Source organism: Lysinibacillus sp. FW12, assembly GCF_050817245.1.
In the GTDB taxonomy this organism is placed as follows: Bacteria; Bacillota; Bacilli; order Bacillales_A; family Planococcaceae; genus Lysinibacillus; species Lysinibacillus irui.
Map to the genome: position 1 here is coordinate 4523339 of NZ_CP139094.1, position 24241 is coordinate 4547579.

Sequence of the window (24241 nt, forward strand, 5' to 3'; positions counted from 1 at the left end):
CTACTAGGTCAATGTCTCTTCCAATAAAAAAAGACTGCCTATTTGTTTAGGCAGCCCTTCATTTTACGCTAATTTAAAACGATTCACGACTTCTTGCAGTTCATTGGAAATATCGTTCATATTTTGTATAGACTCGGCTACTTTTTGTAACTCTGCTTGTTGATCCATTGCAGATGCACTTACTTGTTCAGCTGAGGCAGCCGTTTCCTCTGAAATTGCTGATATGCTTTGGATGGCCATAATCGCTTGATTTTTATGCTCTAACATACTCGATAGCTTACTCATTAATTCACTAATAGAGGCTGCAATTGAACGTGACAAATCACTGTTATCTTTAAATGCCAGTTGTGTACTTTGTACGGATTCATTTTGAGATTGCATTAAATCCGCATTAGATGCAATGACAGCAACTGTTTGCTGTGAATTTTCAAGGATGCTTTCTACTGTATTCTTAATAATTTCTGTTTCACTTTTAGATTGCTCGGCTAACTTTCTTACTTCCTCTGCAACGACAGCAAATCCTTTACCATGTTCACCAGCACGTGCTGCCTCAATACTTGCATTTAAAGCTAATAGATTAGTTTGCTCAGTAATGCTTTGGATCGAAGCAATGATATGATTAATATTCGCAATGTGAGAGGCTAATGATTCGATTTGTTGTTGAATACGACCGTTCATCTCATTTGTCTCTATATTACGTTCACGTAAGCTTTCAACCTCGTACAATCCCTTTTCTGTTGTTTCGTTCGTTTTATGAGAGAGTTCATCCATTTCATTAGAAAGAGCTGTAATGGCATCAATCTGTTCAGATAAATCCATGATTCGATAATTCGTTTCTTCCGTATCCTCAGATTGCTTCGATGCGCCTTGTGCAATTTCATTGATGGCAACAGACACCTCTTGACTAGACGCTACAATTTCATTAAAGGCCTCATGTACTTGATTGGACGATTGGTTTAATAATGTAGTAGAGTTCAATACGGTTTGAATCGCACCATTGGTTTTATCTAGCATATTATTGTAAGCTAATGCAACTGCCCCAATTTCATCAGCCTTAATATACTTCTCATCCACCTTTTGGGTTAAATCTCCCTCTGCTGCCGTTTCGATAGATGTACGTAAAAACTTGAGTGGCTTTAGCTGTTTATAGATGAATAACACACTTGCAGCTGTCATTAAAATTACCATAATAATGGAGGCAATAATCGTAAATACGAATACGTGATTATATGTCTCTAGTATTTTTGATTCGGGTAACACGACTTGAACTGTCCATGTTTCATCAATATCCTCTAATATCATTGGAGCAAAGACATTATAAGCCCTTTCCTTTAGCTGATTAGAATCAATGTACATATTTGTTAGCTCGCCATTTTCCATTGTCTTACTTATACTTTTCCAAGTCGGATCCTCTTGCATATTGCGACCATCTAGCTCTTTACCAAAGCTATTGGCTGTCAGTATACCTTTATTCGTAATAATGGCTGCGTAACCACCTTCTGGTGCAACCGATTCTGTTAGTTCATTTAAAAAATCTATAGAAACATCTGCTGTCAGTACACCAAAGAATGAACCAGAAGCATTGACTAATGGCACCGAAATGGTTGTCATTAAAACGGTTTGTCCGTTTACATTATAATCATACGGTTCAGTCAAAACTGCGCGTCCCTCTTCTTTTGGTATCCAATACCATTCAGAAACACTTTTATCATCGACACCTTCAATAAGAGCTGTCGTAATGTCATTACCATTTTTACTTAAATAAGGGCCAAATCGATTTTTGGAATCCACTAAAGTAGCTTCATCATTCGGCTTCAGCATAATAGAATTTTGCTCAAAGACAGCTCCAACCCCAAGTAAATCATCGTTATTAGCTAAATTACTTTTCATCATGTCTAGGATGCCCTGAGCTGATAATGTATTATTTTTCTCCATGCTTTCAATAATGCGCTTTGTCGTATGTAATGTTGTATTGGCTTTCTTAAAACGCTCACTCATAATAGCTGCTGAAGATTCAGCCGTTTGCAATGTTCCATGCTCTGCGTCTTCAACACTTTGTTTTTTTATAATAATGCCCGTGGTCACTGTATAGGATAAAAATAATACTAAAAATAATCCTATAATTAAGGAAGATAGTTTTAATGCAATACCCCTCGATTTTTTCACCACTAACACCCCTTTTTTATAATAATGATAAAGGATGGAAGATCGTATCACAATAAAATATTTATCGAATAAAGTAGAAATTTTACATAATAATAGAGAGAAATACCGATATTTCGCCAATAACTCATTTTACAAAGGAAAGGACTTATGACTTATTTGAATAGAGCTTCATAGTATAATACCCACTTGCAATTCTAAATTTTAGAAAATTATGATATATTATCTAGTAAGTAAAGTGATTGGAGTGACTTGCATGAAAAATAAAGCTCTAGCAACATTAATGGCCACGGCAATTACAGCTACGCTAGTAATACCTGTGTCCTCTGTAAGTGCCGCTACATCATTAAATCAAGTAATTTCCTATGAAACTCAAGTAGCAGCAACAAAAAAGGCCATTGGTGAATCTGTATCTATCCGAAATCTTACAAAAGATACGGTCATCACATCGAACGGTACATTCAGAGTCCATAAAGAATTAAAGTCTCTTTTTCATACCTCTAACAAAACAGCTTTAACGAATGCCCAAGCTACTATTGTTGTAAAAAATGGCCAAATTACGGACGTTACGGCATTAACATTAAACAAAGCAGGAACAAGCAAAAAATCTGTTTATTTTGATGGTGGTGAAGCAGAAATTTCTGGAGATCTCACTGTAAATGCAGACAATGTAAAGGTTCAAGATGTTAATGTTGATGGACAGTTGATCATTACAAACAGAGTAAAAAAAGCTATTACACTCAATAATGTCGAAGTGGGTGATACAATTACACTAAAACCAAATGTCACGAAAAAGGTAAATTGGTTATACGTAACCTTAATTGATATGCAATCATCAGACATTAATTTGGCTCGTACTAAAGTTAATGTATCTTCTGATCAAACACTTTCAAAAGTGGATGTAGTAGGAAAAGTTACTATTTTTGATATGATGTCTAATGTAGAAAAGCTTACAATTAATGTTGACAAAGATTTTAACCTTTATGGTGAAGGGAAAATTGATCAAATCGTTGTAAAAGGTGGTACTAAAGTAGCGTTAGACTCAGGACATCAAGTAGGGAATGTACAAGTGGACAATAAAAACGTTTCCGTTACTCTTCCAATTATTGATAAAAAAGAGCTTAATACACTACTAGCATCCTCACCGTATGTACACGTATCTGTAAATGGCTATGATATTTTATCAACTGACAAATGGACAACACAGGCTGAGCGAAACGCTTTTGATTCAGCAGTAGCAAGCGCAAGAGCTGTAGCAAACAACAACAGTGCTTCCCAAGAACAAGTGAAAAATGCCATTATTCAGTACAAAAATGCCTTAGCTGTTTATCAAGCTGTTCAAAAAAGTGGAACAAAATATGGCTATGGCGATAAAGCTTCTCTACAAGCATTAATTTATTCTGTCCAATATGTAACCGTTTCTTGGTACAATGGCACGGATGTTTCTTACAATACTCCTTGGACAACGCAAGCTGAGTTGAGCGCAATTGAATCTGCCGTTTCATCAGCCCAAGCAGTTGTTAATAATTATTATGCTACTCAAACGGATATTGCTAATGCTATTAATAATTTAAACAATGCTATTTGGACTTATAAGAATGCTTATAAGTATGGGAATAACGGGTATTATATCGATAAAACTAATTTACAATCACTTGTGAATTATGCTTATAGTGTACGGGTTACTGTCTCTGAAAATGGAGCTGGCTTGACAGCGGGTACTCTTTATACAACTCAAAGAGAATGGGATGAGCTCTACTCAGCTATTTCATATGCTGAAAGAATTATATCTAATAGCAATTCATCACAATATGATGTTTCAAGTTCAGTTGATTATTTAGACCGTGCAATCTCTGTTTATAGAGGACAATATAAAACAGCATACTAATAATCGGAACATCTTGGAAATAAAAATTGGAATCTGCGCTACGCAGAGTCCTTTCCAATGTTATAATAGCCAATATTGCTCCTTAACAGCAGCTGCGTTATTTAGAAGATCATATAGCTTCATCAAGGTGAAGTAGTTTTCCTCGGCATCAGAAAACAATGATTGAACTTTTTCCTGCACCTTTAAGGCGGCAAGATAATTTTCATTTTTTATGTAAAACTCACTTAGCTGATGGGCATGGTGCTACACAGACGTCTTAAGCGTTCTCTTTCACCTTCTGCCCATAAAAAATCACAATAACCTAAATAATCACCAGTATACATTTGAAAAATGTTTTCATGCTCATCCAATGTTGTTTGTTCGATTGGCGTCAATGTCTTGAAGTTAGAAGCCACTGTTCTACATCTACTATAAACAGTTTATAGCCCGAACAGTAATAGACTTGAAATTTGCACGCCCTTCTAGCCTGTAGTTTGTTTCTAAATCAGAATTAGTCTTTTTCTCAGTCATATGCTCTCTTCTCTTTCTGTCTGCAAGATAATCCAAAAAAGACTAGGCTCCCAAAAGGGCCTAGTCTTTCTTGTGTTGTTTAAGGATTAAGACATTTGACAAGATTACATAAATTAGCTTACTACAATGTTCTGAACAATTCCTGAACAACCAATTTCACTCAGTTAAGTCAGCCACTACCTCTGTTATCATTGAAAGTTGTGCGATTTTTATTTTCTTCTCCGCTACTTTTGCTTCCGTTTTGCTTATAAATTTTCCGGCCTTAATTCTCCATTTGTCGTTTAATTGTTCAATATAGGCATCCCAGCCAAACCGGTACTTTAACACATCATGTGCATTTTCAGCAGCTTGTTGAGTTTCATATAGGCCTGTTACGACAAAATACTTCGTAGTAGCATTTACGGAATTTCTCTTCCTCACAGTACCGTGCGAAGCATTTCTAACCATTGAAAGAAACTGCATCCACTTTACTCGCTCTTCGCGCATTTTTCTAGGGCAATTTTTGCTGTTGAAATAATGATGCTGAACTACGTTGTTAATTGCAATGTTCTCCTCTTTCATGATCCTTGCAACGATATCAGCTGTATTATTTACAGCCTGTAAATAATCTCCGTCTGAATTGACACAAATGTTTATTTGGATACTTTGTAAATTGCCTTTAGCTGATCCTGCCCCCACACATGCATATTCAAACGCAAATGACTGAACCGCTTCTTTATCGTCCACCGTTAAGTGCCAGCTAGCTTCCCTATAATGACCATTATATTGTAAACGGGCGTAGGCATCCGCATCTGCCCCGGATTTCTCATTATCCGTTTCATGAATAATAATATATTTTTTTGTATTTTGTTTTCCATAAGTCACTTTAGCTGCCTGTGTTTCTGGAACTAAATACTGACGCCATACTACCATTATGATGTACCATCCTTTTTGTTCATTACCTGCCAAACTATTGTGATTCCTATAGTCACTCTTCTTTTATAGCTTCTAGCTTACGTTAATAAACTGAACAGTTTCTGAACAAATTGTGCTAAAAATAAAAAACGACCAGGCAATAAGATGCCTAGTCACTTTTGATAATTGCACGTGTGATCCTCACAAAAATAACACTATAAATTTATAACACCATTCTCAACAATTTCTGGACATTAGATGTTCACTTGAGTGCATTTTAGGGTTATCCATCAGTTTTTTTGATTTATCCATTAATTCGATCATTCTATCCGCTACTTTGATTGTTTTATCCGTCGATTCGTAGAAGAGAAGACTAAGGTTACGCAATTGTCTCCCTTCACTATTCAATTTGCAGCTTCCCAAAATCCTTTTTAAGCCCATTGAGCTGCTTTGCCAGCTAGGAAGCTTAATTTTGTCATTCCATATAGAAGACCACGTTAAATAAGGATCACCATCACTACAAGTTGTGCACATGTTAAAGTTATTTTGGTATGAAGATCATTGTTGATGTCTGTAGCAAGGTTTGCTTCAAATTTATTCATTGTGCCTTTGGATACACAGGTTTCTACTACATAAAAAAAAAGGCAATGTATTAACCTTACATCACCTGTTTTTTCACTATATTTCTATTATCTTAATCAGTCTGATTTCCTTTATAGGTACTGAAGTTATGCCATTCTTAAATTAAATTTATAACCAATATACCTATTCATCCAAAAAATGCATAAAAAAATCCTAGGCTATGATAAAATTAGTATAATACCAGATATTAGTTGGGTTATAGTTCCACATACAATAACAATTAAAATAGGAGGATTCTCCAAGATGAAAAACAAAAAAAGATTGGCCTTGCTGACTTTAGTGGCCGTTCCTTCACTACTTTACAGTGCGCCAGCATCGGCAGCTAATTTGACTGACCATTCAAGAACTGCCTATGTATACAACTACAATGCTAACGTCTCGAATGTTATACAACTAATTAACAACATAAACAATACAACTGCTACCTTCCAACCAAATTTAGAGGCAGCTCTTAAAGCATATAATGCGTTGACGGAAGTTGAAAAACAATATGTGACGAACTATTCAACCTTATCAGCACATCAACAAACGAGAGTGGCTTACCGTAAACTAGCTGCTCAAATTGAAGAAAAGCTAAATTCTGTAGAATCATCATCTGTTCATTATTATCAAAATGTCCTTGAAACACGCGATTGGTATAATACATTAAACGCTGCGCAAAAGTCTTATGTAAGTGCCTCTGCGCAAAAAATATTAACGTCCTATATCACACCAAATACATCTGTTGATAAAGTGGTCAATAAAATTCAACTACTTAATTCATCTCGCCTGACGTTCCATAAAGAGGTGGCCGATGCCAGGGCGGAGCTTAATGCATTGCGGAGATTTACCAATGTTTCTTTACCTGTAGGGATCGAGCAGAAGTTACTTGATGCTGAACTGCTTGTGGCGAAGGATAAAATAGCTGCAAAGGAAGTTGAAAATGCCATTGCTTCCCTATCGCCGAAAACATCCACGGTTCATGATGTTCAGGAAGTTAAAACAGCCTTTGAAGCGTTAACACCTGTACAACAGGAACTAGTGCCGAATGTCTGGACTTTAGTTGATTTTGTACAAGGTAAATATACACTCCCTACAAAAGACAACGTACCTAAAAAACCCGTTCTCTCTGATGTCGCAGCTGCTCCAGGTAAAACTACAGCTATGACAAAAAACAAAAATACCTATAAAGCCAAAATTAATGTTGCTGAGACAGAGATTGATACAGAACGCTTTATTCTCACGACAAAAGATAAAATGACGATCATCATTCCTCCACTCTATACGCTAGTGAATGAGGATGAAGGCGTGATGGACATTCAAGTTACAAAAAGAGGAAATCGCATTACACTTACAGCTACATTAAACAAGGTACCTGTGATATTCGATGCTAATATGGAAATAATTTTGGAAGGCTTACCAGCTAATTCATCCTTCTATCGCTCAGATGGTTTTGGTGAGCAAGTTCCAGCCGACTTTACCGTTAGTGGTAATCGCCATATTATCCAAACGACTACTCCTGGGATGTTCTGGTTTATAAGAAATTAACTTTTTCAAGGTATAAGTTGACTTCTATGTTGGCTTCTTTAGTACTTCCTTTTTTAGAATATGAGCTAATGCCTTCTATCGCATAATGTTTAAAAATATATTTGATTTATGAGGAAAACCCGATTGGTTCAATCATCTTGTAGCAGACAATCTCCATTTTGAAGACTGACAATGCGCTACTAAAAAAATAGCTTGATTCTCTGAACTTAGGAAGGATAGCATAATCTTCATCTCCTCGTCAAAACTAGATATAAAGAACCGACAGAGATGCCAGTCGGAGCTGACCAACAGTCAAAAATGCATGAAACACTACACTCTCATTAATATACTAATTGTGTGAAGTTCGATGGGGAAGGCTATGTTTGCAAAATGAAACCAAGTAGATTATATAAATCTACTTGGTTTTTTATAATTATTGAATTGAAGGGTCTTTATAACCGACTTTCGCGGAGAACTTATGGAAATTACCATACTTATCTTCTAATACGATTGTCATCCAGTCACCGTTGAAGAACTTAGCTGGATGTGTTAGCTCTTTTGTAACACGAGCAACGTTAGTAGCAACTGTTCCTGTGCCCTTTGCTAATGAACTGTCTGTACCATGCACAACCGCTTGAATTACTTGTGAAGGTGTTCTATTTGCAATAACTGTTTCATTTGTTCCTGCAGGATCTGATAAATAATAGTACTTCAGTGATTCGCCATTTTCGTAGAATTGTTGAGCAGATCCTAGTAAATCAAATGTCGCTTGAACTTTTCTATCGTCACCCGCGGTATTCAAGTAGCCAAGTTTTATTTCCATAAACTTCGCATCCAATGTTCTGTATAAATATTGACCCGTATTAACGAACTTATGTCCTTCATAACCAGGAATCACAAAGTCGCGAGTATCCTCTTTCATTGTAACTGTTATTGTTTGATTTGCGTCATTGGATGTCTTTGGCTTAATAATGAGCTTACTAGCTTTCGTTGTATCTGTTCCAGTAGTATAAGTAACAGGCTCGTATTTAGCTGTCACATCAACCTCATTCCCATTAGCGTCTTTTGTCGTAATCTTCATAATATCTGCTAAGTTAACAACAACAGTATCACCTGTACTCACAAGTGTAGACTTACCATTTTCATTACGCATAATTGTTTCACTAAAAGTAATGGTAAATGTATCATCGCTATTACGATAAATAAGCCCTGGGTAATTTTTGTTGTCCAATGGAGAAACCATGCCTATGCTTGGTGGTGTCCCATCAGAGTAGAAATCTTGTTTCATCAATCCTATTGGTGTTCTATCGTGATCATTGTATGGATCATTAGCTTTATATATCGTAAAGTTACCAGGAGTATCCTCTGCTCCAACATACACGATATATTCAGTATGTGGCTTTAGAGTTACACCTGTCGCATCTACTGTTCCTGAAAGGCCTTTTCCTATCTTTTCTACGGAAGGGCTATTTTTAAGCTTTGTTTCTAAATATTTTTCATCTGCTGGTGCAGTTAAATTAGCATCAGGATTATCGATTAAATTGCCATCCTTATCTTTAATTCTTTTTTCAACAAACCAGTAATGAACTTTTGCAGTTTCATTTGTTTCAAAGCTAATCGTTGCTTTTTTATCATCATTTTCTTTTGGTTTAATTTCTAAATTACGAATTAATGGGGCCTTAGTATCTTCAAATACCGTCTTAGGACCTGCAATTTTAGAAAGTTCTCCACCACGATCCCTTAACACCATGTAAACGGAATAGCTATTAAAGGGATCAAGTTTACTTTGTTCAATAGAGACAGGGAATTTTTGTGTTTCTGTTTCTAAATCTGCTGTACCTGAACCGCGTTGAATATAAATATCCTTCCCACCAATTTGGAAATAACCAGATTGATTAGAATCACCTGCAAATTCATTAATAAAATCACGTTCTGTAATTTTATGATCTGATAAATACTGTTGGAAGGTCTTCGTTTCGCCATTATCTACTACTGTATTTGGTAGTATCATATAATAATACGTCCCGGCCTTATTTGGCTTAAATTCGATTTCTGCTCGTCGGAAACCATCAGATTCATCTGCTTTATTAACTGTATTTTCAATTGTTATAACTGGCATTACAGTATCTTCATGTCTATATTCAGCATAGTTACGAACAGGGTTACCTGGCTTCACTGTGCTCGTATTTTCAAACGCATTATCTGCTAAATCTTTAACACCTGGTAATACTGTAACGCGTAATGTATCACCATTAACGAACCCTGTATCAGATGGGATGGTTAATAGTACTTTCTTATCCCCTGGTTTATACTCTACAGCAGATGGTTTAATACCTCTTTCTCCTGATACATTGACAATAACTGTCCCTGTTAATAAATAATTATTTACATCTTTAGCACTCACTGGATCTAATGCTTCACTCACAGTAAGTTCAAACTGATTATTGCTTTTCCTTACTAATTTTCCTTGTTCAACATAAGGATTAATATTATCAAGCTCACTCGTTTTAAATTCCTTCACCACAGCAGGATCAACCGAGAAGTTACCTGAATTATCCTTCATCACAACATAAAGCTGATACTCTGTTTCTGCTTCTAAACCTGTTAACAGTCCTTTTATACCAAGCTCACCAGCCTTTGCTTCACCTTTTCCTGTATGGTTAGCAATAATATCCACTGTAGTTGGGTCAGCTGTCGTTGTTTTCTTACGTACATAGTAGTAATAATCTCCTGGTTCACTAGCTGCAAAAGTAAATTCAGCTCGAGTGCCTCCATGTAAAGGAGTAACTTGTAGGGATTTGACTACTGGAGGAGTTCCATCTTTCATTTGGAACGATTGTGACACAGTATCCGAAGCATTTTTCGAGCCATCCACTACCATAATATAAATGACATATTCTTTTTTCTCACCTAAATTAGAAACCTTAATTGAGTTTGTTCCTTTGATAGCTGCCCCCGTACCATGTGCCACGTTCTTATTGGAGAGTCGGTTGACCATTTCACTTTTATTTGGTGCCTCTTCACCTTTTTCACGCACAATATAGTAGTACGTACCAACCTCATCTGATGTGAAGTCTGCTTGAATCTCGCTACCACTTAGTACTTTGACATTCGTTATACTAACAATCGGTTTTGTTTTATCACCTGGAACCTGATTCTCGTTTTCGTCTTTATCAATTGGTTTACCATCTGGATCAGTAATATTGCCGATATTATCTTTATCATCCAGGAAATCATCGAAGATATTATTTGGTGATCCATCTTTAGGTAAGATGACTTTATCGATATACGTATAGTCGCCAATATCAATTTTTCCATATGAGTTATCTACAAATAATGTGCCGATACGACCATCAATATATAGCTCAAGATCTGTGTAGCTATTGTAATTAATCCAATCTATATTTCCTGAACCGTAGATTGTAAGCTTCGTTTCTGTATTCAGATTTAACGTGCCGATATCACCTTGAATTTCAAACTCTCTTACATTTCCAATGATGTCTACACGAGGGAGTTTTGTATTCGTTTCAATCTTTGTACCTGTTTGCGATACAACTAATCGAGAAACGCTACTGTTATAGAATTCAAGATGTTTTTCAACGTTTTTCATTTCCTGCTTTTCTTTAGACCAGTTGACGAATGGCTTATCTTTATCAGGTTTTGGGTTTGTCCAATTTTGAAGATCATTTGAATTGTTATTTGGCGAATCTTCACCTTTGTTATTATCTGGATTTGACCAATTAATAAATGAGATATTGTTGCTTGCCACGCGTCCAAGAGCTAATGGCTGATTGTGTGTAGCCCCTAAATGCAACGGTGGACGAACGGTTTCGTTGACAAACATTGTTCCTGTCATCGTCATATTTGAGAACTCAATATAATTACCATTTACAACAATCGTTGCGCCTAATGATCCATAATCACCATCGAAATCAAGGAAGCTTGAACTTGTACCACTTGCATTAATCGTTAATTTTGAGATGGAGCGAATACTTTTCCCCGAAAGATCCCCCTCAATAAAGGCACCCTTTAATACAGGTGCATTATAGTCATTAAAGATATGGGATAAACTTTCCGGAATCGAATAAGATTTCCCATTTATGTAAACAGCGTCATCATCAACATTTGTAATTTTGTACGATGTTTCATTATCCTTCTTCTCTTGTGAACCTACAACAAATGAAGCAAACTGTCCGCGCGTTACAGGATCAAATGGAGAAAATGTAACAGGCGTTGTGCCTTTCGTAATATTCAAATCGATTAAAGTTTGAATATAGATAGCATTGCTTGTTTGGCTATTCACATCTTTGAAAATATTATTGTATGTAGGAGAAACCTCTAGATGGAATCCAACTACAACCATTTTGGCTAATTCGCCTCTAGTAAGCACTTCATTTGGCATAAATGTGCCATTTGAATAACCAGACATAATGCCAACATTTTGTAATGCCGCTACATATTTATAATACTGATTGCCCTTCGGTACATCCTTATAGTAAGGATCTTGGATATTTTTCGTATCCAATTTTAACGCTGTAGCCAGCATTTTCGCTGCCTCTCCACGAGTTACACTTACATTTGGGCGGAAAGTGTTATCCGAAAAACCGCTCATTATACCTTGAGAATAAGCTTTTAATATTTCATTATAATTATCCGAGTATTGGTTAATATCCGTAAAGGGAGAAGTAGCCGCTACCGCTTTTTGTGGTGAAGGCACTACAACAGCAATCCCACTTGAAGCAAATACTGTTGCAATCAAGGCTTTATTTACTTTTTGGATTTTAGATTTATCCATTCCACTCTTCCTTTCACTTATGTATTTTGATACGTACAATTATCATTTTCCTCATACTCTTTATATCGACCAAAAGCTAGTGAACCTTCATAGATAAATCGAAAATAGTTAGGTAAATTTCTTCATAATCATATGAGTTTTTGAAGGGGTTCTCTTTTCGATTTCATGTTACTTTTCGGGGGAGTCTTACGCTTCTGTTAAGCTTCTCACCTTTTCAAAGGAGGGGAGGTTTGTTTGGATCATTTTCTCGTTTCCTTTGAGCGGATTCTCCCTTTATAGGATCACCTTCTCTCTACTTTGGAGCGGAGGCATACCTTTTATGATCACTTTCTCACCTTTTTGGAGCGGAGGCATCCATTTTACGATCACCTTCTTTACACTTTGGAGCGGGGGCATCCATTTTATGATCTCCTTCTCTCCACTTTGGAGCGGGAGCATCAATTTTATGATCACCTTCTCCACTTTGGAGCGGAGGCATACCTTTTATGATCACCTTCTTTCCACTTTAGAGCGAGGGCATCCATTCTATGATCTCCTTCTCACCTTTTTGGAGCGGCGGCATCCCTTTTATGATCACCTTCTTTTCACTTTGGAGCGGAGGTATCCCTTCTAAGATCACCTTCTCACGACTTATGAGCGGGGATTCCCATTTTATGATCACTTTCTCTCCGCTTTAGAGCGGGGGCTTCCCTTTTATGATCACCTTCTCTCCGCTTTGGAGCGGAGACATCCCTTTTATGATCACCTTCTCTCCACTTTGGAGCGGGGGCATACCTTTTATGATCACCTTCTCTCCACTTTGGAGCGGAGGCATACCTTTTATGATCACCTTCACGTCCTTTTGGAGCGGGGGCTTCCCTTTTATGATCACCTTCTCTCCGCTTTGGAGCGGAGACATCCCTTTTATGATCACCTTCTCTCCACTTTGGAGCGGGGGCATACCTTTTATGATCACCTTCTCTCCACTTTGGAGCGGAGGCATACCTTTTATGATCACCTTCACGTCCTTTTGGAGCGGAGGCATACCTTTTATGATCACCTTCTCTCCACTTTGGAGCGGAGACATCCCTTTTATGATCACCTTCTCTCCACTTTGGAGCGGAGACATCCCTTTTATGATCACTTTCTCACCTTTTTGGAGCGGGGGCTTCCCTTTTATGATCACCTTCAAACGACTTATGAGCGGGAGCTGCTTTATTTGGATCACTTCCTTGTTTCCTTTGAGCGGTTCCTGACTCGTTTGGATCACCTCCACACACTCTCAGAGCAGATTAACACCATTTGTGATCAATGCACCCATTCCGGCAAGCAACATTCACGAAAACATAAAAAAGCCAAGGAGCATCGGTGCTCTCTTGGCTTTCACGATATATAGGCATACATCTAGTCGTACTTGGGTGTCATAAGGGAAAGGGGGATAACCTTACGTCTTGTCAAGTCGATCGAGAGATGTGACCCGAGTTACATATCATTTGAACATGGTTGAGAAGTCATTTGGCGGATGACTTAAGAGTAGCTTGCCCAAATGATGTTTGCATTAATCAATTACCCCAAAAATTAGAGATGTAAGCCCATTTGTTATAAGTTTTTTATTCAAATTTTCTCAGCAATTTTTACTTGATTGCGCCCTGCTTGTTTTGCTCGATATAATGCACTATCTGCCGCTTCAATTAATGCCTCTGTAGAATCGGCCATCTCTGGATACACAGCAATTCCTGCTGATAACGTTACTGGTTTACCACAGGGGCTTTCTGTAGTGGATAAAATTTCACGTAATTGCTCTGCTACCTGTGCCGCTTCATCTGCCGTAGTTTTCGGCAGTAGCATAACAAATTCCTCGCCACCATAGCGACAACAAATATCGCCTTCACGTGCTACAGACTCCATGTGCCTCGCTAAAAATTGTAATACTTTATCCCCAACGGCATGACCATATGTATCATTGACACTTTTAAAGTGATCTAAATCTAACAGAATAAACGCATGAGGTACATTACTTGCAGACCATTCTGCAAGTACGGAGTCCATTGTACGTCGATTCGTAACACCCGTTAGTGGATCGACGGTTGATTGGTCCTTGAAAAATGTGACTTGTCCATGTAAAAATGATAAACTCCGAATCAACACATTCTTCAAAGAATAAGCTTCAAAATACCAGCCACTAACCAACTTTAACCCCTCTACATCCTTCTTATCGAGACTTTCCTCTGTTAAAATAGCTAATTGCTGTAACGGATTGGCTATCCGTGCTGCAGCCCAAAGGACGATAATAATTGAAACAGCCATAAGCGGTACAGATTTTATAATGACCTCCTGTACACGATCAAATGAAGGGGCTAATGCTACTTCTAAAGGTTTTTGAGCAACAACTCCCCAACCTGTTGAAGGGACTGCACTATAGCCAGCTAGCATTTTTACTCCTTTTGTATTCTCGACTAATTGAACCCCACTTTTGCCTGACATCACAGCTTGAACCACTTTGTTTTTTGTTACGACATCATTAATACGGCTTGGGTCCTGATGATAGATTACGCGTCCATCAGAATCTACTACATAGACGTAGGAGCCATCCTTACTATAATGTTCTCCAAGTAACGTTTGAAAGACATTAGGTTCCTTTAAGTAAATAGTCCCCGCCACCATCCCTAAATACTCGTTGGACTCTGAGAAAATAGGATGAGATATAAAAATAATAAGACGTCCTGTCATCGCCTCATATGGTTTAGAGATGAATGGTTTCTTTTTGGATAACGCCTCCTTTGCCCCAATAGATGTTAAAACCTCCCCTTTAATTTCAACTGATGGCGGAGATACAGATAAGACAAGACCTTTTGCATTTGTTATGACTACAGAATTGAACATTTGATTTTGCAATCTTAGACGCTCTGTTTCCTGGTTTAGCGCATGCTCATCATTCATATTTGTACTTACTTGATTTGCACTATAACCCAAAAGTTGAAAGGCTTCATCAAGATAGCCATCTGCCGTTGATGCCAGTTTTTGCGCATACACTCTATTTGTCTCAAGTGTATTTTCCTTTATCGAATCAACATTCATTCTGTATCCGCTCCAAACACTGCCAATGCTTGTAAAGAAGAATGCTGCCATCGCTACACCCATAATTAAATGCTTTAATTTTAACTGATATGTTTTCATTACCTTCCACCTATGTATATTAGTTTTTTATTTATAACAATATTTGAGCCTATTATATCGGTTTAATTCTGTCCTTTGTACACTAGAACATAGATTGTATCAATAAAGAGGTCCGAATCATATGGACATCTAGAAAACTTTCATTTTATTCAAACTAAAGTTAACTGAATTATCTGAAATTCAACATTCAATAACTGAAAATTGCTAAAGGATCTAAATTCTAAATTTTCCTATTTTTATTGTTATTCTGACATATAAAATTCGTAAGGTTTATTTTATAATTAAAAATAGCATAGGCAATTTAATATATATTCTGTTATAATACTCATTAAAATAAAATAGACTGTATTAATACAGAATGTTATGTCGCTTTTCACACAATGGGGATTATGAGAAAAGCGCTGCGCTGCCATCATAGGGATGGTCGTGTAGCCTACACAAAAAGGGGTTGGAAGATTTGGGCATTTTAAAGGGGTTAAAAATTCTCGATTTTTCTGCATTACTACCAGGACCAATGGCAACAATGATATTTGCTGATTTAGGGGCAGATGTGATCCATGTTGAATCATCAAAGCGCGTTGATTTAACTAGGATTATGCCACCCTATGATGATGATCACGAGGCATATATTCACCAACATTTAAATCGATCTAAAAAGTCACTTACATTAAACCTAAAATCACCAGAGGCTATAGACATTGTTAGAACACTTGTTCAAGAATACGACGTTATTATCGAGGGGTTTCGACCTGGTGTCATGCAAAGGCTTGGCATTGGCTATGAGGCACTTAAAGAAATAAATCCTCAAGTTATTTATTGTGCAATTACAGGCTATGGTCAAACAGGACCTTATAGCAACCGGCCTGGACACGATAATAACTATCTATCATTAGCAGGATTACTTGACTATTCACGCCATAAGGATAAAAAACCTGTTTCAATGGGTGTTCAACTCGCGGATATAGCCGGTGGGACTATGCATGCCGCTATTGGTGTACTAGCTGCAGCCTTGCATCGTGAAAAAACAGGAGAAGGACAATTCATTGATATTAGTATGACAGATGCTGTATTCTCCCTTAATGCTATGTACGGCTCTGCCTTTATTGGAGGTGGTCGTGTGCCGCAGCCAGAGCAAGAAATATTAAATGGCGGAAGTTACTATGATTTTTACAAAACAAAGGATGGACGCTTTTTCTCTGTTGGTAGTTTAGAACCTCAATTCCGTAAATTGCTCTGTGAGGCACTTGATATTCCAGAGTTGATTGATAATACCTTCAATGATTCCTACTATACGCAGATTCGTTTTAAAGAGGCAGTTCATGATGCATTTCTATCAAAGACATATGAGGAATGGCTTGAGGTATTTAACGAGGATTTTGAAGGCTGTGTAGAACCCGTTCTAACATTTCCAGAAGCATGTGAGCATCCACAGCTAAGGGCAAGAGAAATGATTGTAGCTATTCCAAAAAGTGATGGGACGATGCAAAATCAAATAGCATCACCCTTTAAATTTGACGGTGCACAGCCAGAATATAAGCATGTTGGTGCCAAACTAGGCGAACATAATGAAGAGGTCTTACTTTCTTTAGGTTATAGTGCTGAACAAATCAAAGCCTTAAAGGAAAAAGGCGTTTTAGACTAAAAAATTGCTTTGCAGATTAGCTACAGCAAACCCGAACTAGTAGGAAAAACTAAATGAGTGTTTCCTACTATAGCTCGGGTTTTTTATCAATTATTTATACATATGCACTAATAAACATGCGCATGTTTTCAAAATGATCATCAATTAGCAAATATTTTTTATAAATTTCCATCAACTTTTCAAAAAGCTCAAATTGCTCGGTTACAAATAATACTCTTAAAATATTTAACATATGCAAGGAGGCACTTTGCGCTACAACATGGTATGGCACTTCAGGTTGTCGATAATTACGTCGCCATTCTTCCACGGATAAGCCAATATGCTGTAATGAGTTATTCACATGTAGTGCAATGTCCTGTTGAACGTATGCCTCAATAGCGATCAGTTGTTCACTACTAAAGTTTTTTTGTACTAATGAAGCATTAATTTTTTTATTAGACGCTAGTACGTGCTCCTTTAATAAAAGTAATCCATCCTCATAAAACGCCATTTTTACATAATGATCGAGTAGTATAGCATATAAATTCTCTAAATAATTAAGCTGATAGTTTTTAATAATGGCAGGTGGTGTGGGTTTACGATTTGGTAAAAGATCCTTGTATTCTAGTAAAATTTCGATAGCATAATTATTTAATCGTTCGTCCTCCAATAAATACTCGCCATAATGTATAACTTTATCACTCTGATGTTCTCTATTAGCTATATGAAATAAAATATAGGCAATTAACACTTTTTCCTTCTCTGTAAGTGCGTACATGGAGTAGCGCCACTCTACTTCGAATGAAGTTATCAGCGCTTTGACATTGTCATAATCGTCCTCTGATAAACAATAATGTGTAACAATTTGATAAAGACGTAACTGTTTCTTTGCCAAACAGCTAGCATTATGCTTATCCACATGAGTTATACACTTATCCAGTATCGTTTTATAGTTATTCACAAAGTTATCCACATGTTCACAACTTTTTCTCACAGAATTCTCAAAAAGACCCATTATTTCATAAAGAAATGTGAATTGCTCTAAAGGTCTGTGGATAAACAGTGAATAAACTTTTTTCATAAATAGCCAATGCCAAAATGAAGCATGTTGTTTATACAGCATATGCACTAAATATTCATCTTGAAACTTATACAAAATTATGGTCTGCAGCTCATTAACTGGCATTTCCATTTGCATTCTTTTCCCAAAAACTAGCCAAATTAATCGTTCTAAATCTATGGTATGTTGTGCAAAGAGCTGGTCAAAAAAAGTTTCTTTTCCTTTTTGCGTATAGAAAAAAGCATTGAGCCGTTCATTCACAAATTTTGCTTCTAAACCATATTTGTCAAAATACATTTGCATTTCTGTTGATACACGACCCCAATATTTACGAGCTGTGGAAAAGGCAATATTTTTAGCCGTTTCTTCATTAACTAAAAATAAATGGGGTGAGAGTGAAGTTCCAAGTATTTTTGGATCTTCCTGCAGATATGACTCTGCCTCTAGCCATGTTGCTAGTAAATTTTCAGCACCCTCTTCACTTCTTTGTTTATAAGCCTTGAATAATTGCTCATCACAGTCCAACAGCATACAATTGGAGCCTCCCATCGAATTCGACCAACAAAGATCTTCCCCTATCATTAAAATACATGTTTTTAACACTCTTTCTTCAATATAACAAATCTTAACTAACATATGCTAAAAAAATAGTGATATGCATAACGAAAACGTTAACAAAAAAAAAGAACCATCTATTAAGTGAAAACACTTCATAGATGGAAAACTTTCATCACCAAAACAGTGGATATTTTCTTTTTTCTCGTAAATTATTTATCAATAACCCAAAAATTACAATAATAACGGCACCAATTAATACGGGCATTACTAAATAGCTCCAACCATAGCCTCCTAAAATAATAATAATAGGATTAGCACCCGCTGGAGGATGGATAATGCCTAGAAAAGCCATAAAAAATATGGTTAACCCAACACCAAGACTAATAGATAGCATGCTCGAACCTAGTAATGCATACATGGCCAAACCAATAAACGCAGAAATTAAATGACCACCAATAATATTTCGAGGCTGCGACAATGGGGCATTCCAGACAACAAATACAAGCACACAGCTTCCACCTAGTGATGCCATTAACCAAGGTGCATCTGTAAAGCTTGTTAGCCAGAGGAGCACAAAGATACATATTAATCCACCAATTGCTCCTGTGAAGGCATCTGCGAAATTAGTCCGAGATGGCGCATGACCTCCTCCCCTCATTTTTAATATAAAGGGTTTAATACTATTCTTTTTCTCTAACTTATTTTCCACACTCAAGGAATCTGCCATTTGACACCAACTTTTCTAATCTTTACTCATCTATTCAAAACTATTTTCATGTTGATCGTTGTTAAACTTTAATTATTATATCAACACAACAATAGAATTCAATCTAAACTTCATTTTTCAGACAAATGCTTACTTATATACTTTATTAACCATACAAAAAAGCAAACCTATAAAAGTTTGCTTTCGAAAAAAGAACACTATTAATCATATTGTTTTTTAACAGTTTTAAAAATTCGTACCTTCTTTAATATTGTTTTAGGAACTTGGAAGGTTGCTGTGACAACTCCTGGATGACGTCCAATCTCTATGGAACCTGTTATCGTTGCTCTATTTAATACTTCTGGCTCGCTCATCTCAAATAGTTTTGCAGCTCTATAGATGGCATTATCAGTAGCTTCGTTTAATGTTTTACCAGAACCTACCACAGATACAGGAAATGATTCTTCAACTTGTTTCACCCCGAACTCCTCTGCTAATTCGCGAGCACGCCGTTTTTCTTCCTTTGTAAAGGGCTTTGCTGTATAAGGTAGATCTTCCACGTTCGGTAGTAAGATTGGGCCCTCCAATGCTACCTTTTTCAAGACACTAACTTGGAGCTGTACGATACCTGCTACATCTGTTGTATGTCCTGCAATCTCGCCGTCTCCCTGCATGGCATGCATATCACCAATATAGACACCACCCCCAGGAACCTTCACAGGACAAATTAGGGTAGCTCCTTCACGAACTCGACTAATATCCATATGTCCATCCGTACGATGTACATCCAATTCATCTTGTGTAAAGGCATATTCATGTGGGGCGCCAATCAAGAACGAACCAAAATCACCCGCATTATGAGAATCTGGCATCGCTTTAGAAGGAGTTGTTCCAAGCTGACCTAAAAATGGTCGCATTCTGGCCATTACACCGACTAAGTCGCTTGGTGCTAATGCAACAACAGGATTTTGTACAGAATTTTCAGGTGTTCTCATGTAGTTTTTAGCGTCAAGAGCAATTCGGCGAGCACCCTCTCGTCCAACAGTCACACCCATTTGACCTCTATGATCTAGTGCCATTGTATAGCCGTTTGTTATTTTAAATGGTGCTGTTTCGGTATCACATGTCGAGCAGCGAATGGCTTGTGGCCCTATTCCTTTTACGACTGTATTTGGATGTAGCTTGCCACAGCCAGGGCATTTGACGGAAACAAACGGATCGCCAATAAATCGATCAGTAATGGCTTCATCATGTCCAGATGAGGTTGCTAACGATGTAACCTGAATTGATTGTATTTTTATGACAATAGCGTCACCCACCTCAGCCCCTTCTACAAAAACAGGCTTTGTTACTTCATGTCCTCCACGAATAGTAGGCGTAAGCATGGGTCCCCAGCATCCAGGTGTTGTATTGGCAATGATTGTCCCACCATCTTTAACTGGCCCCAACATTTTCTGTGAGGGATCTAAAATTCCATCGATGAACTCATTTACGAACAATGTCTCAGCGGCTTGCGGTTGCTGTATAAAGTCATCATTTTTTAATCCTTCTTTTTCAAGCACATGCAATTCGTTTGTCATTTTTCGTCACGCTCCTAGTTTGATTTTTATGTATAACTTTATGTTAAAAATGCTCTCCACATTTGCAGAGAGCTATTTAATCTTTTCGACAAGAAGCCTACCAAAAGTTCGTGTTATGAATACTTATCTTTGACAGTTGTCAGGATGTATGAGAAAGCAAAGCGACAACGTGCATTACGCCGAGTGCTAAAGATTTAATTATTCATATATAAATCAAAAATATGTGAGAAATCTTCTTTTTTATATTTATCTTTATGTTCAATCATCCATTTGTTCGCAAAGCTTGTAATTTCTTTGAATGACGACGCTGGAGATATATTGTCATTGCCAATTCGACCAAGTGATGATGATGCAATGTTAAGGCTTTTTTCTGCTACCTCTAATTTATAGGCATTGTGCTTCTGCTCGTAGCTAATGGCATGTAGTGCTTTATACAAATCTTTAATGTCATCAATAAAGCGTTTGTGGATGTCGATGGAAAGTGGAGAATTGCCGATTGTAAACTTAATTTCGACATCAAGGTCTATTGTTCCTGCTGTTTCGAGAAAAACATCTGTAATGGAATACATAGAATAGTCATAGCGTCGTAGTAATCGCTTCTTACTCATAGCGCTTTCGCCATCTACATGAATAATGGCACGGTTTGTAAAGCAATACTCATCTGCCTTCGTTTTAATTAGAAAATAAATTTTCTCATCAATTTCATGTAGGATAAAATCATCCGCATCCGTTTTATCATAATCCTCTTTTGGTACAACTACCCCAATATCTGAAAGTCCAAGTGCATCCGCTGCTATTTTTTTAAACATTGTCATTCCCCCTAAATAGTAATACTCTTTTTACGCTTTAGAATGTGTAAAGGTTTCATTCCTCCCTCTCAACTCATTATAAGGGAATGCCAGCTAGGTCAAATTTTACAAAAACAATGCTTCATTTCCTCTTTCTTGTACATTTCATTTATAATGATTGTCAGAAAAGATTCTTTTAAATTGAAAGGTCGTGTGAATAAGTGCAAGAACCAACCATATTAGTCGTGGACGATGAGGCTGATTTAGCTAATCTTCTAAAACGTAGTCTAGAAAAAGAGGGCTATAAACAAATTTATACAGCTGGCTCCATTCACGAGGCTTGGACAAGTTTCCAACAAACAAATCCAGATATAGTCCTGCTAGATGTCATGCTACCAGATGGTGAGGGCTACGATTTATGTCGACGAATCCGAGAGGTGTCCCATGTGCCTGTGCTATTCATGTCTGCTAAAAATGAGGAAATAGATAAAATTTTAGGACTAGCCATTGGTGGCGACGATTATATTACGAAGCCTTTTAGTCCAAAGGAAGTTGCTTATCGTGTAAAGGCACAATTACGTAGAGCCGGCTATCAACTACTGGATACCACTCCGAGCATTGCGGAAAAAGCACTAAAGGTTGGACCATTCCAGCTAAACGCTGATGAAACGGAAGTGCATAAGGATGGGGTTTTATTGGAGTTAACAGCTAAGGAAATTGGTTTAATGGCCTGCTTTATGCATAATCCTAATCGAATTTTAAGTAAGGAAACACTGTTTGAACGTGTTTGGGGAGAGGATTTTTTCGGCTCTGATAATACGGTCATGGTGCATATACGACGTCTACGTGAGAAAATTGAGCAGGATGCCTCTAAACCTATTTACATCACAACAGTAAAGGGACTTGGCTATAAATTTGTCATACCAAAAGAGGCGCAAGGATGAAGTGGAAATTAACAGCGCGCTTTCTCCTTTCCGTACTATCTATTGTCATTATTGTTATTTTCGTCAATACAGCCATTTTCGTAGGACTCCTTACTTATCGATTGTCAAATGATTATGATGGTCCATCTGCAACTAAAGAGGAAGACTTTGTACGGGATTTCCAACAATATATTGAGATAAAGAATGGGTCAGCGACAATCAATAAAGAAGGGCTTGAACAGTTGCATCAGCGGAATGCTTGGATTCAATTGCTTGATGTAAATGGTCAAGTTATTGATGCACACTTTACACCAGAAAAGGCACCTTCACACTATGCACCTATTGACTTAATCCAGGTTTATAAATATAAAGAATTTGAAGCTGATACGACTGTTTTTATTGGCGTTAAGGATGAGGTTAGTTATCTCATTGGTATTAGGAGTGATGTTTCGCGGTTAGTCATGCATGTTTCCGGCACATCATTTTTACAGTTTATTGGTAAATTCGGACTTTTCATTGTTATTGCCGACTTGTTAGTAGCTACATTAGTTGGCTGGCTTTTTGGTCGTACGTTAACGAAGCCTCTATATGCAATGATAGAACGCATTCGCCATTTAAAAAACCATGAACATCAGACTGCTACAACTCCTGGTGGTGTATATAAACCAGTTTTTGAAAATTTAAATGAAGTATCACGAGAATTGGCAGCCCATGAACAGGAAAGAAAACGATTAGAGATTATGCGGGAGGAATGGATTAGTAATGTCTCACACGATATGAAAACACCGCTTGCTTCTATTCGTGGTTATGCAGAGCTATTGAACGATGATCAATTAGCTTATAGTGAGCAAACAGAATACGCCAAAATTATTGAAAAACAATCATTGCATATGCAAGATCTACTCGATGATTTGAACTTGACGATGCGCTTAAGACATCAACAGCTACCACTTTCATTAAGAAAAGTTAATATGGTGCCATTTATTCGTGAGATTGTTATTGATACTTTAAATACAACACAATTTGAGCTTGCCAATATCGAGTTTAATGCGGCTTCTGAGAACAGTTACCATCAAATCGACGAGCATTTTATGCGTAGAGCGATCATGAACTTTTTACACAACGCTCTCCTTCACAATACTCCAGATGTAGCTGTCCAAGTGTTGGTTGATGGGAATTCTATTACAATTTCTGATAACGGCAAGGGAATCCCTGCAGAGGATTTAGAACATATTTTTGAACGCTATTACCGAGGTACAAATACAGAAAAAACAACGGGTACCGGCTTAGGCACAGCCATTGCTAGGGATATTATTGAGGCCCATGGAGGCACTGTTACCATTACGTCTGAAGAAGGAAAAGGAACCAGTGTTAACATTTATCTACAAAGTGAAAATCGCATAAGTCAAAACGAGAAATTTTAACGCTAAAGGGGTGTCTCAAAAAATCTT

General features: G+C 37.3%; 17 protein-coding genes. 5 read left to right on the plus strand and 12 right to left on the minus strand.

What is annotated here, in order from left to right; all coding sequences use genetic code 11:
* Positions 1-63: 63 nt before the first annotated feature.
* Positions 64-2166, minus strand: coding sequence for a methyl-accepting chemotaxis protein (locus tag SJW71_RS23200; RefSeq protein ID WP_274795260.1), 2103 nt, complete (start codon positions 2164-2166; stop codon positions 64-66).
* Positions 2167-2419: 253 nt separating this feature from the next.
* Here SJW71_RS23200 and SJW71_RS23205 point away from each other — a divergent pair, with 253 nt between their 5' ends.
* Positions 2420-4051, plus strand: a complete 1632-nt coding sequence (locus SJW71_RS23205) for an S-layer protein (RefSeq protein ID WP_431811613.1) — start codon at positions 2420-2422, stop codon at positions 4049-4051.
* Positions 4052-4275: 224 nt separating this feature from the next.
* Here the strand turns inward: SJW71_RS23205 and SJW71_RS23210 are convergent, their stop codons facing one another.
* Positions 4276-4446 (minus strand): hypothetical protein, encoded by a 171-nt coding sequence (locus SJW71_RS23210; RefSeq protein WP_431811614.1) that lies wholly within the window; start codon positions 4444-4446, stop codon positions 4276-4278.
* Between the two features lie 271 nt (positions 4447-4717).
* Positions 4718-5473 carry a peptidoglycan recognition protein family protein gene (locus SJW71_RS23215; protein WP_431811615.1) on the minus strand — a complete coding sequence of 252 codons (756 nt, stop codon included), beginning with the start codon at positions 5471-5473 and terminating at the stop codon, positions 4718-4720.
* Positions 5474-6340: 867 nt separating this feature from the next.
* On the opposite strand from SJW71_RS23215, the gene SJW71_RS23220 reads away from it, so the two are divergent.
* Complete coding sequence (locus tag SJW71_RS23220) at positions 6341-7624, plus strand: hypothetical protein (RefSeq protein WP_431811616.1); 1284 nt, start codon at positions 6341-6343, stop codon at positions 7622-7624.
* Between the two features lie 412 nt (positions 7625-8036).
* Here SJW71_RS23220 and SJW71_RS23225 read toward each other — a convergent pair whose 3' ends face one another.
* The 5 genes from SJW71_RS23225 to SJW71_RS23245 all read right to left on the minus strand — a co-directional run bounded on the left by SJW71_RS23225 (position 8037) and on the right by SJW71_RS23245 (position 15554).
* On the minus strand, positions 8037-12398 hold the full coding sequence (locus SJW71_RS23225; RefSeq protein WP_431811617.1) for an S-layer homology domain-containing protein: 4362 nt from the start codon (positions 12396-12398) through the stop codon (positions 8037-8039).
* 273 nt (positions 12399-12671) lie between these two features.
* Positions 12672-12851 (minus strand): hypothetical protein, encoded by a 180-nt coding sequence (locus SJW71_RS23230; protein ID WP_431811618.1) that lies wholly within the window; start codon positions 12849-12851, stop codon positions 12672-12674.
* Positions 12852-12903: 52 nt separating this feature from the next.
* A complete protein-coding gene (locus SJW71_RS23235) occupies positions 12904-13059 on the minus strand; it encodes a hypothetical protein (protein WP_274795253.1) in 156 nt (51 codons plus the stop codon).
* A gap of 12 nt (positions 13060-13071) precedes the next feature.
* Entirely contained in the window at positions 13072-13647 is a 576-nt protein-coding gene (locus SJW71_RS23240) for a hypothetical protein (protein WP_431811619.1), read from the minus strand.
* Positions 13648-13991: 344 nt separating this feature from the next.
* Entirely contained in the window at positions 13992-15554 is a 1563-nt protein-coding gene (locus SJW71_RS23245; RefSeq protein WP_322605211.1) for a sensor domain-containing diguanylate cyclase, read from the minus strand.
* A gap of 457 nt (positions 15555-16011) precedes the next feature.
* Here SJW71_RS23245 and SJW71_RS23250 point away from each other — a divergent pair, with 457 nt between their 5' ends.
* Positions 16012-17196: a CaiB/BaiF CoA transferase family protein gene (locus tag SJW71_RS23250; RefSeq protein WP_274795250.1), complete on the plus strand. Its 1185-nt coding sequence runs from the start codon at positions 16012-16014 to the stop codon at positions 17194-17196.
* A gap of 94 nt (positions 17197-17290) precedes the next feature.
* Here SJW71_RS23250 and SJW71_RS23255 read toward each other — a convergent pair whose 3' ends face one another.
* From SJW71_RS23255 to SJW71_RS23270, 4 genes are all read right to left on the minus strand, one after another.
* Positions 17291-18766: a hypothetical protein gene (locus SJW71_RS23255; protein ID WP_312507211.1), complete on the minus strand. Its 1476-nt coding sequence runs from the start codon at positions 18764-18766 to the stop codon at positions 17291-17293.
* Positions 18767-18965: 199 nt separating this feature from the next.
* Positions 18966-19520 (minus strand): HPP family protein, encoded by a 555-nt coding sequence (locus SJW71_RS23260; protein WP_274795248.1) that lies wholly within the window; start codon positions 19518-19520, stop codon positions 18966-18968.
* 200 nt (positions 19521-19720) lie between these two features.
* Positions 19721-21079 carry an acetamidase/formamidase family protein gene (locus SJW71_RS23265; protein WP_312507209.1) on the minus strand — a complete coding sequence of 453 codons (1359 nt, stop codon included), beginning with the start codon at positions 21077-21079 and terminating at the stop codon, positions 19721-19723.
* A 194-nt stretch (positions 21080-21273) separates the two neighbouring features.
* The gene (locus tag SJW71_RS23270) at positions 21274-21888 is read right to left on the minus strand and encodes a PH domain-containing protein (protein ID WP_274795246.1); all 615 of its coding nucleotides are present in this window, start codon (positions 21886-21888) and stop codon (positions 21274-21276) included.
* A gap of 200 nt (positions 21889-22088) precedes the next feature.
* Between SJW71_RS23270 and SJW71_RS23275 the strand changes: the two genes are divergently transcribed.
* A complete protein-coding gene (locus tag SJW71_RS23275; RefSeq protein WP_322605212.1) occupies positions 22089-22811 on the plus strand; it encodes a response regulator transcription factor in 723 nt (240 codons plus the stop codon).
* Complete coding sequence (locus tag SJW71_RS23280) at positions 22808-24214, plus strand: sensor histidine kinase (RefSeq protein WP_274795244.1); 1407 nt, start codon at positions 22808-22810, stop codon at positions 24212-24214. Before SJW71_RS23275 ends, SJW71_RS23280 begins: the two co-directional genes overlap by 4 nt.
* Positions 24215-24241 lie beyond the last annotated feature (27 nt).

Bases quoted from the DNA above. Each gene is read 5' to 3' on its own strand.
- SJW71_RS23260 (WP_274795248.1), bottom strand. From the start codon at position 19,520: ATGGCAGATTCCTTGAGTGTGGAAAATAAGTTAGAGAAAAAGAATAGT.
- SJW71_RS23245 (WP_322605211.1), bottom strand. From the start codon at position 15,554: ATGAAAACATATCAGTTAAAATTAAAGCATTTAATTATGGGTGTAGCG.
- SJW71_RS23215 (WP_431811615.1), bottom strand. From the start codon at position 5,473: ATGGTAGTATGGCGTCAGTATTTAGTTCCAGAAACACAGGCAGCTAAA.
- SJW71_RS23255 (WP_312507211.1), bottom strand. From the start codon at position 18,766: ATGCTGTTGGACTGTGATGAGCAATTATTCAAGGCTTATAAACAAAGA.
- SJW71_RS23270 (WP_274795246.1), bottom strand. From the start codon at position 21,888: ATGTTTAAAAAAATAGCAGCGGATGCACTTGGACTTTCAGATATTGGG.
- SJW71_RS23225 (WP_431811617.1), bottom strand. From the start codon at position 12,398: ATGGATAAATCTAAAATCCAAAAAGTAAATAAAGCCTTGATTGCAACA.
- SJW71_RS23205 (WP_431811613.1), top strand. From the start codon at position 2,420: ATGAAAAATAAAGCTCTAGCAACATTAATGGCCACGGCAATTACAGCT.
- SJW71_RS23280 (WP_274795244.1), top strand. From the start codon at position 22,808: ATGAAGTGGAAATTAACAGCGCGCTTTCTCCTTTCCGTACTATCTATT.
- SJW71_RS23265 (WP_312507209.1), bottom strand. From the start codon at position 21,079: ATGACAAACGAATTGCATGTGCTTGAAAAAGAAGGATTAAAAAATGAT.
- SJW71_RS23220 (WP_431811616.1), top strand. From the start codon at position 6,341: ATGAAAAACAAAAAAAGATTGGCCTTGCTGACTTTAGTGGCCGTTCCT.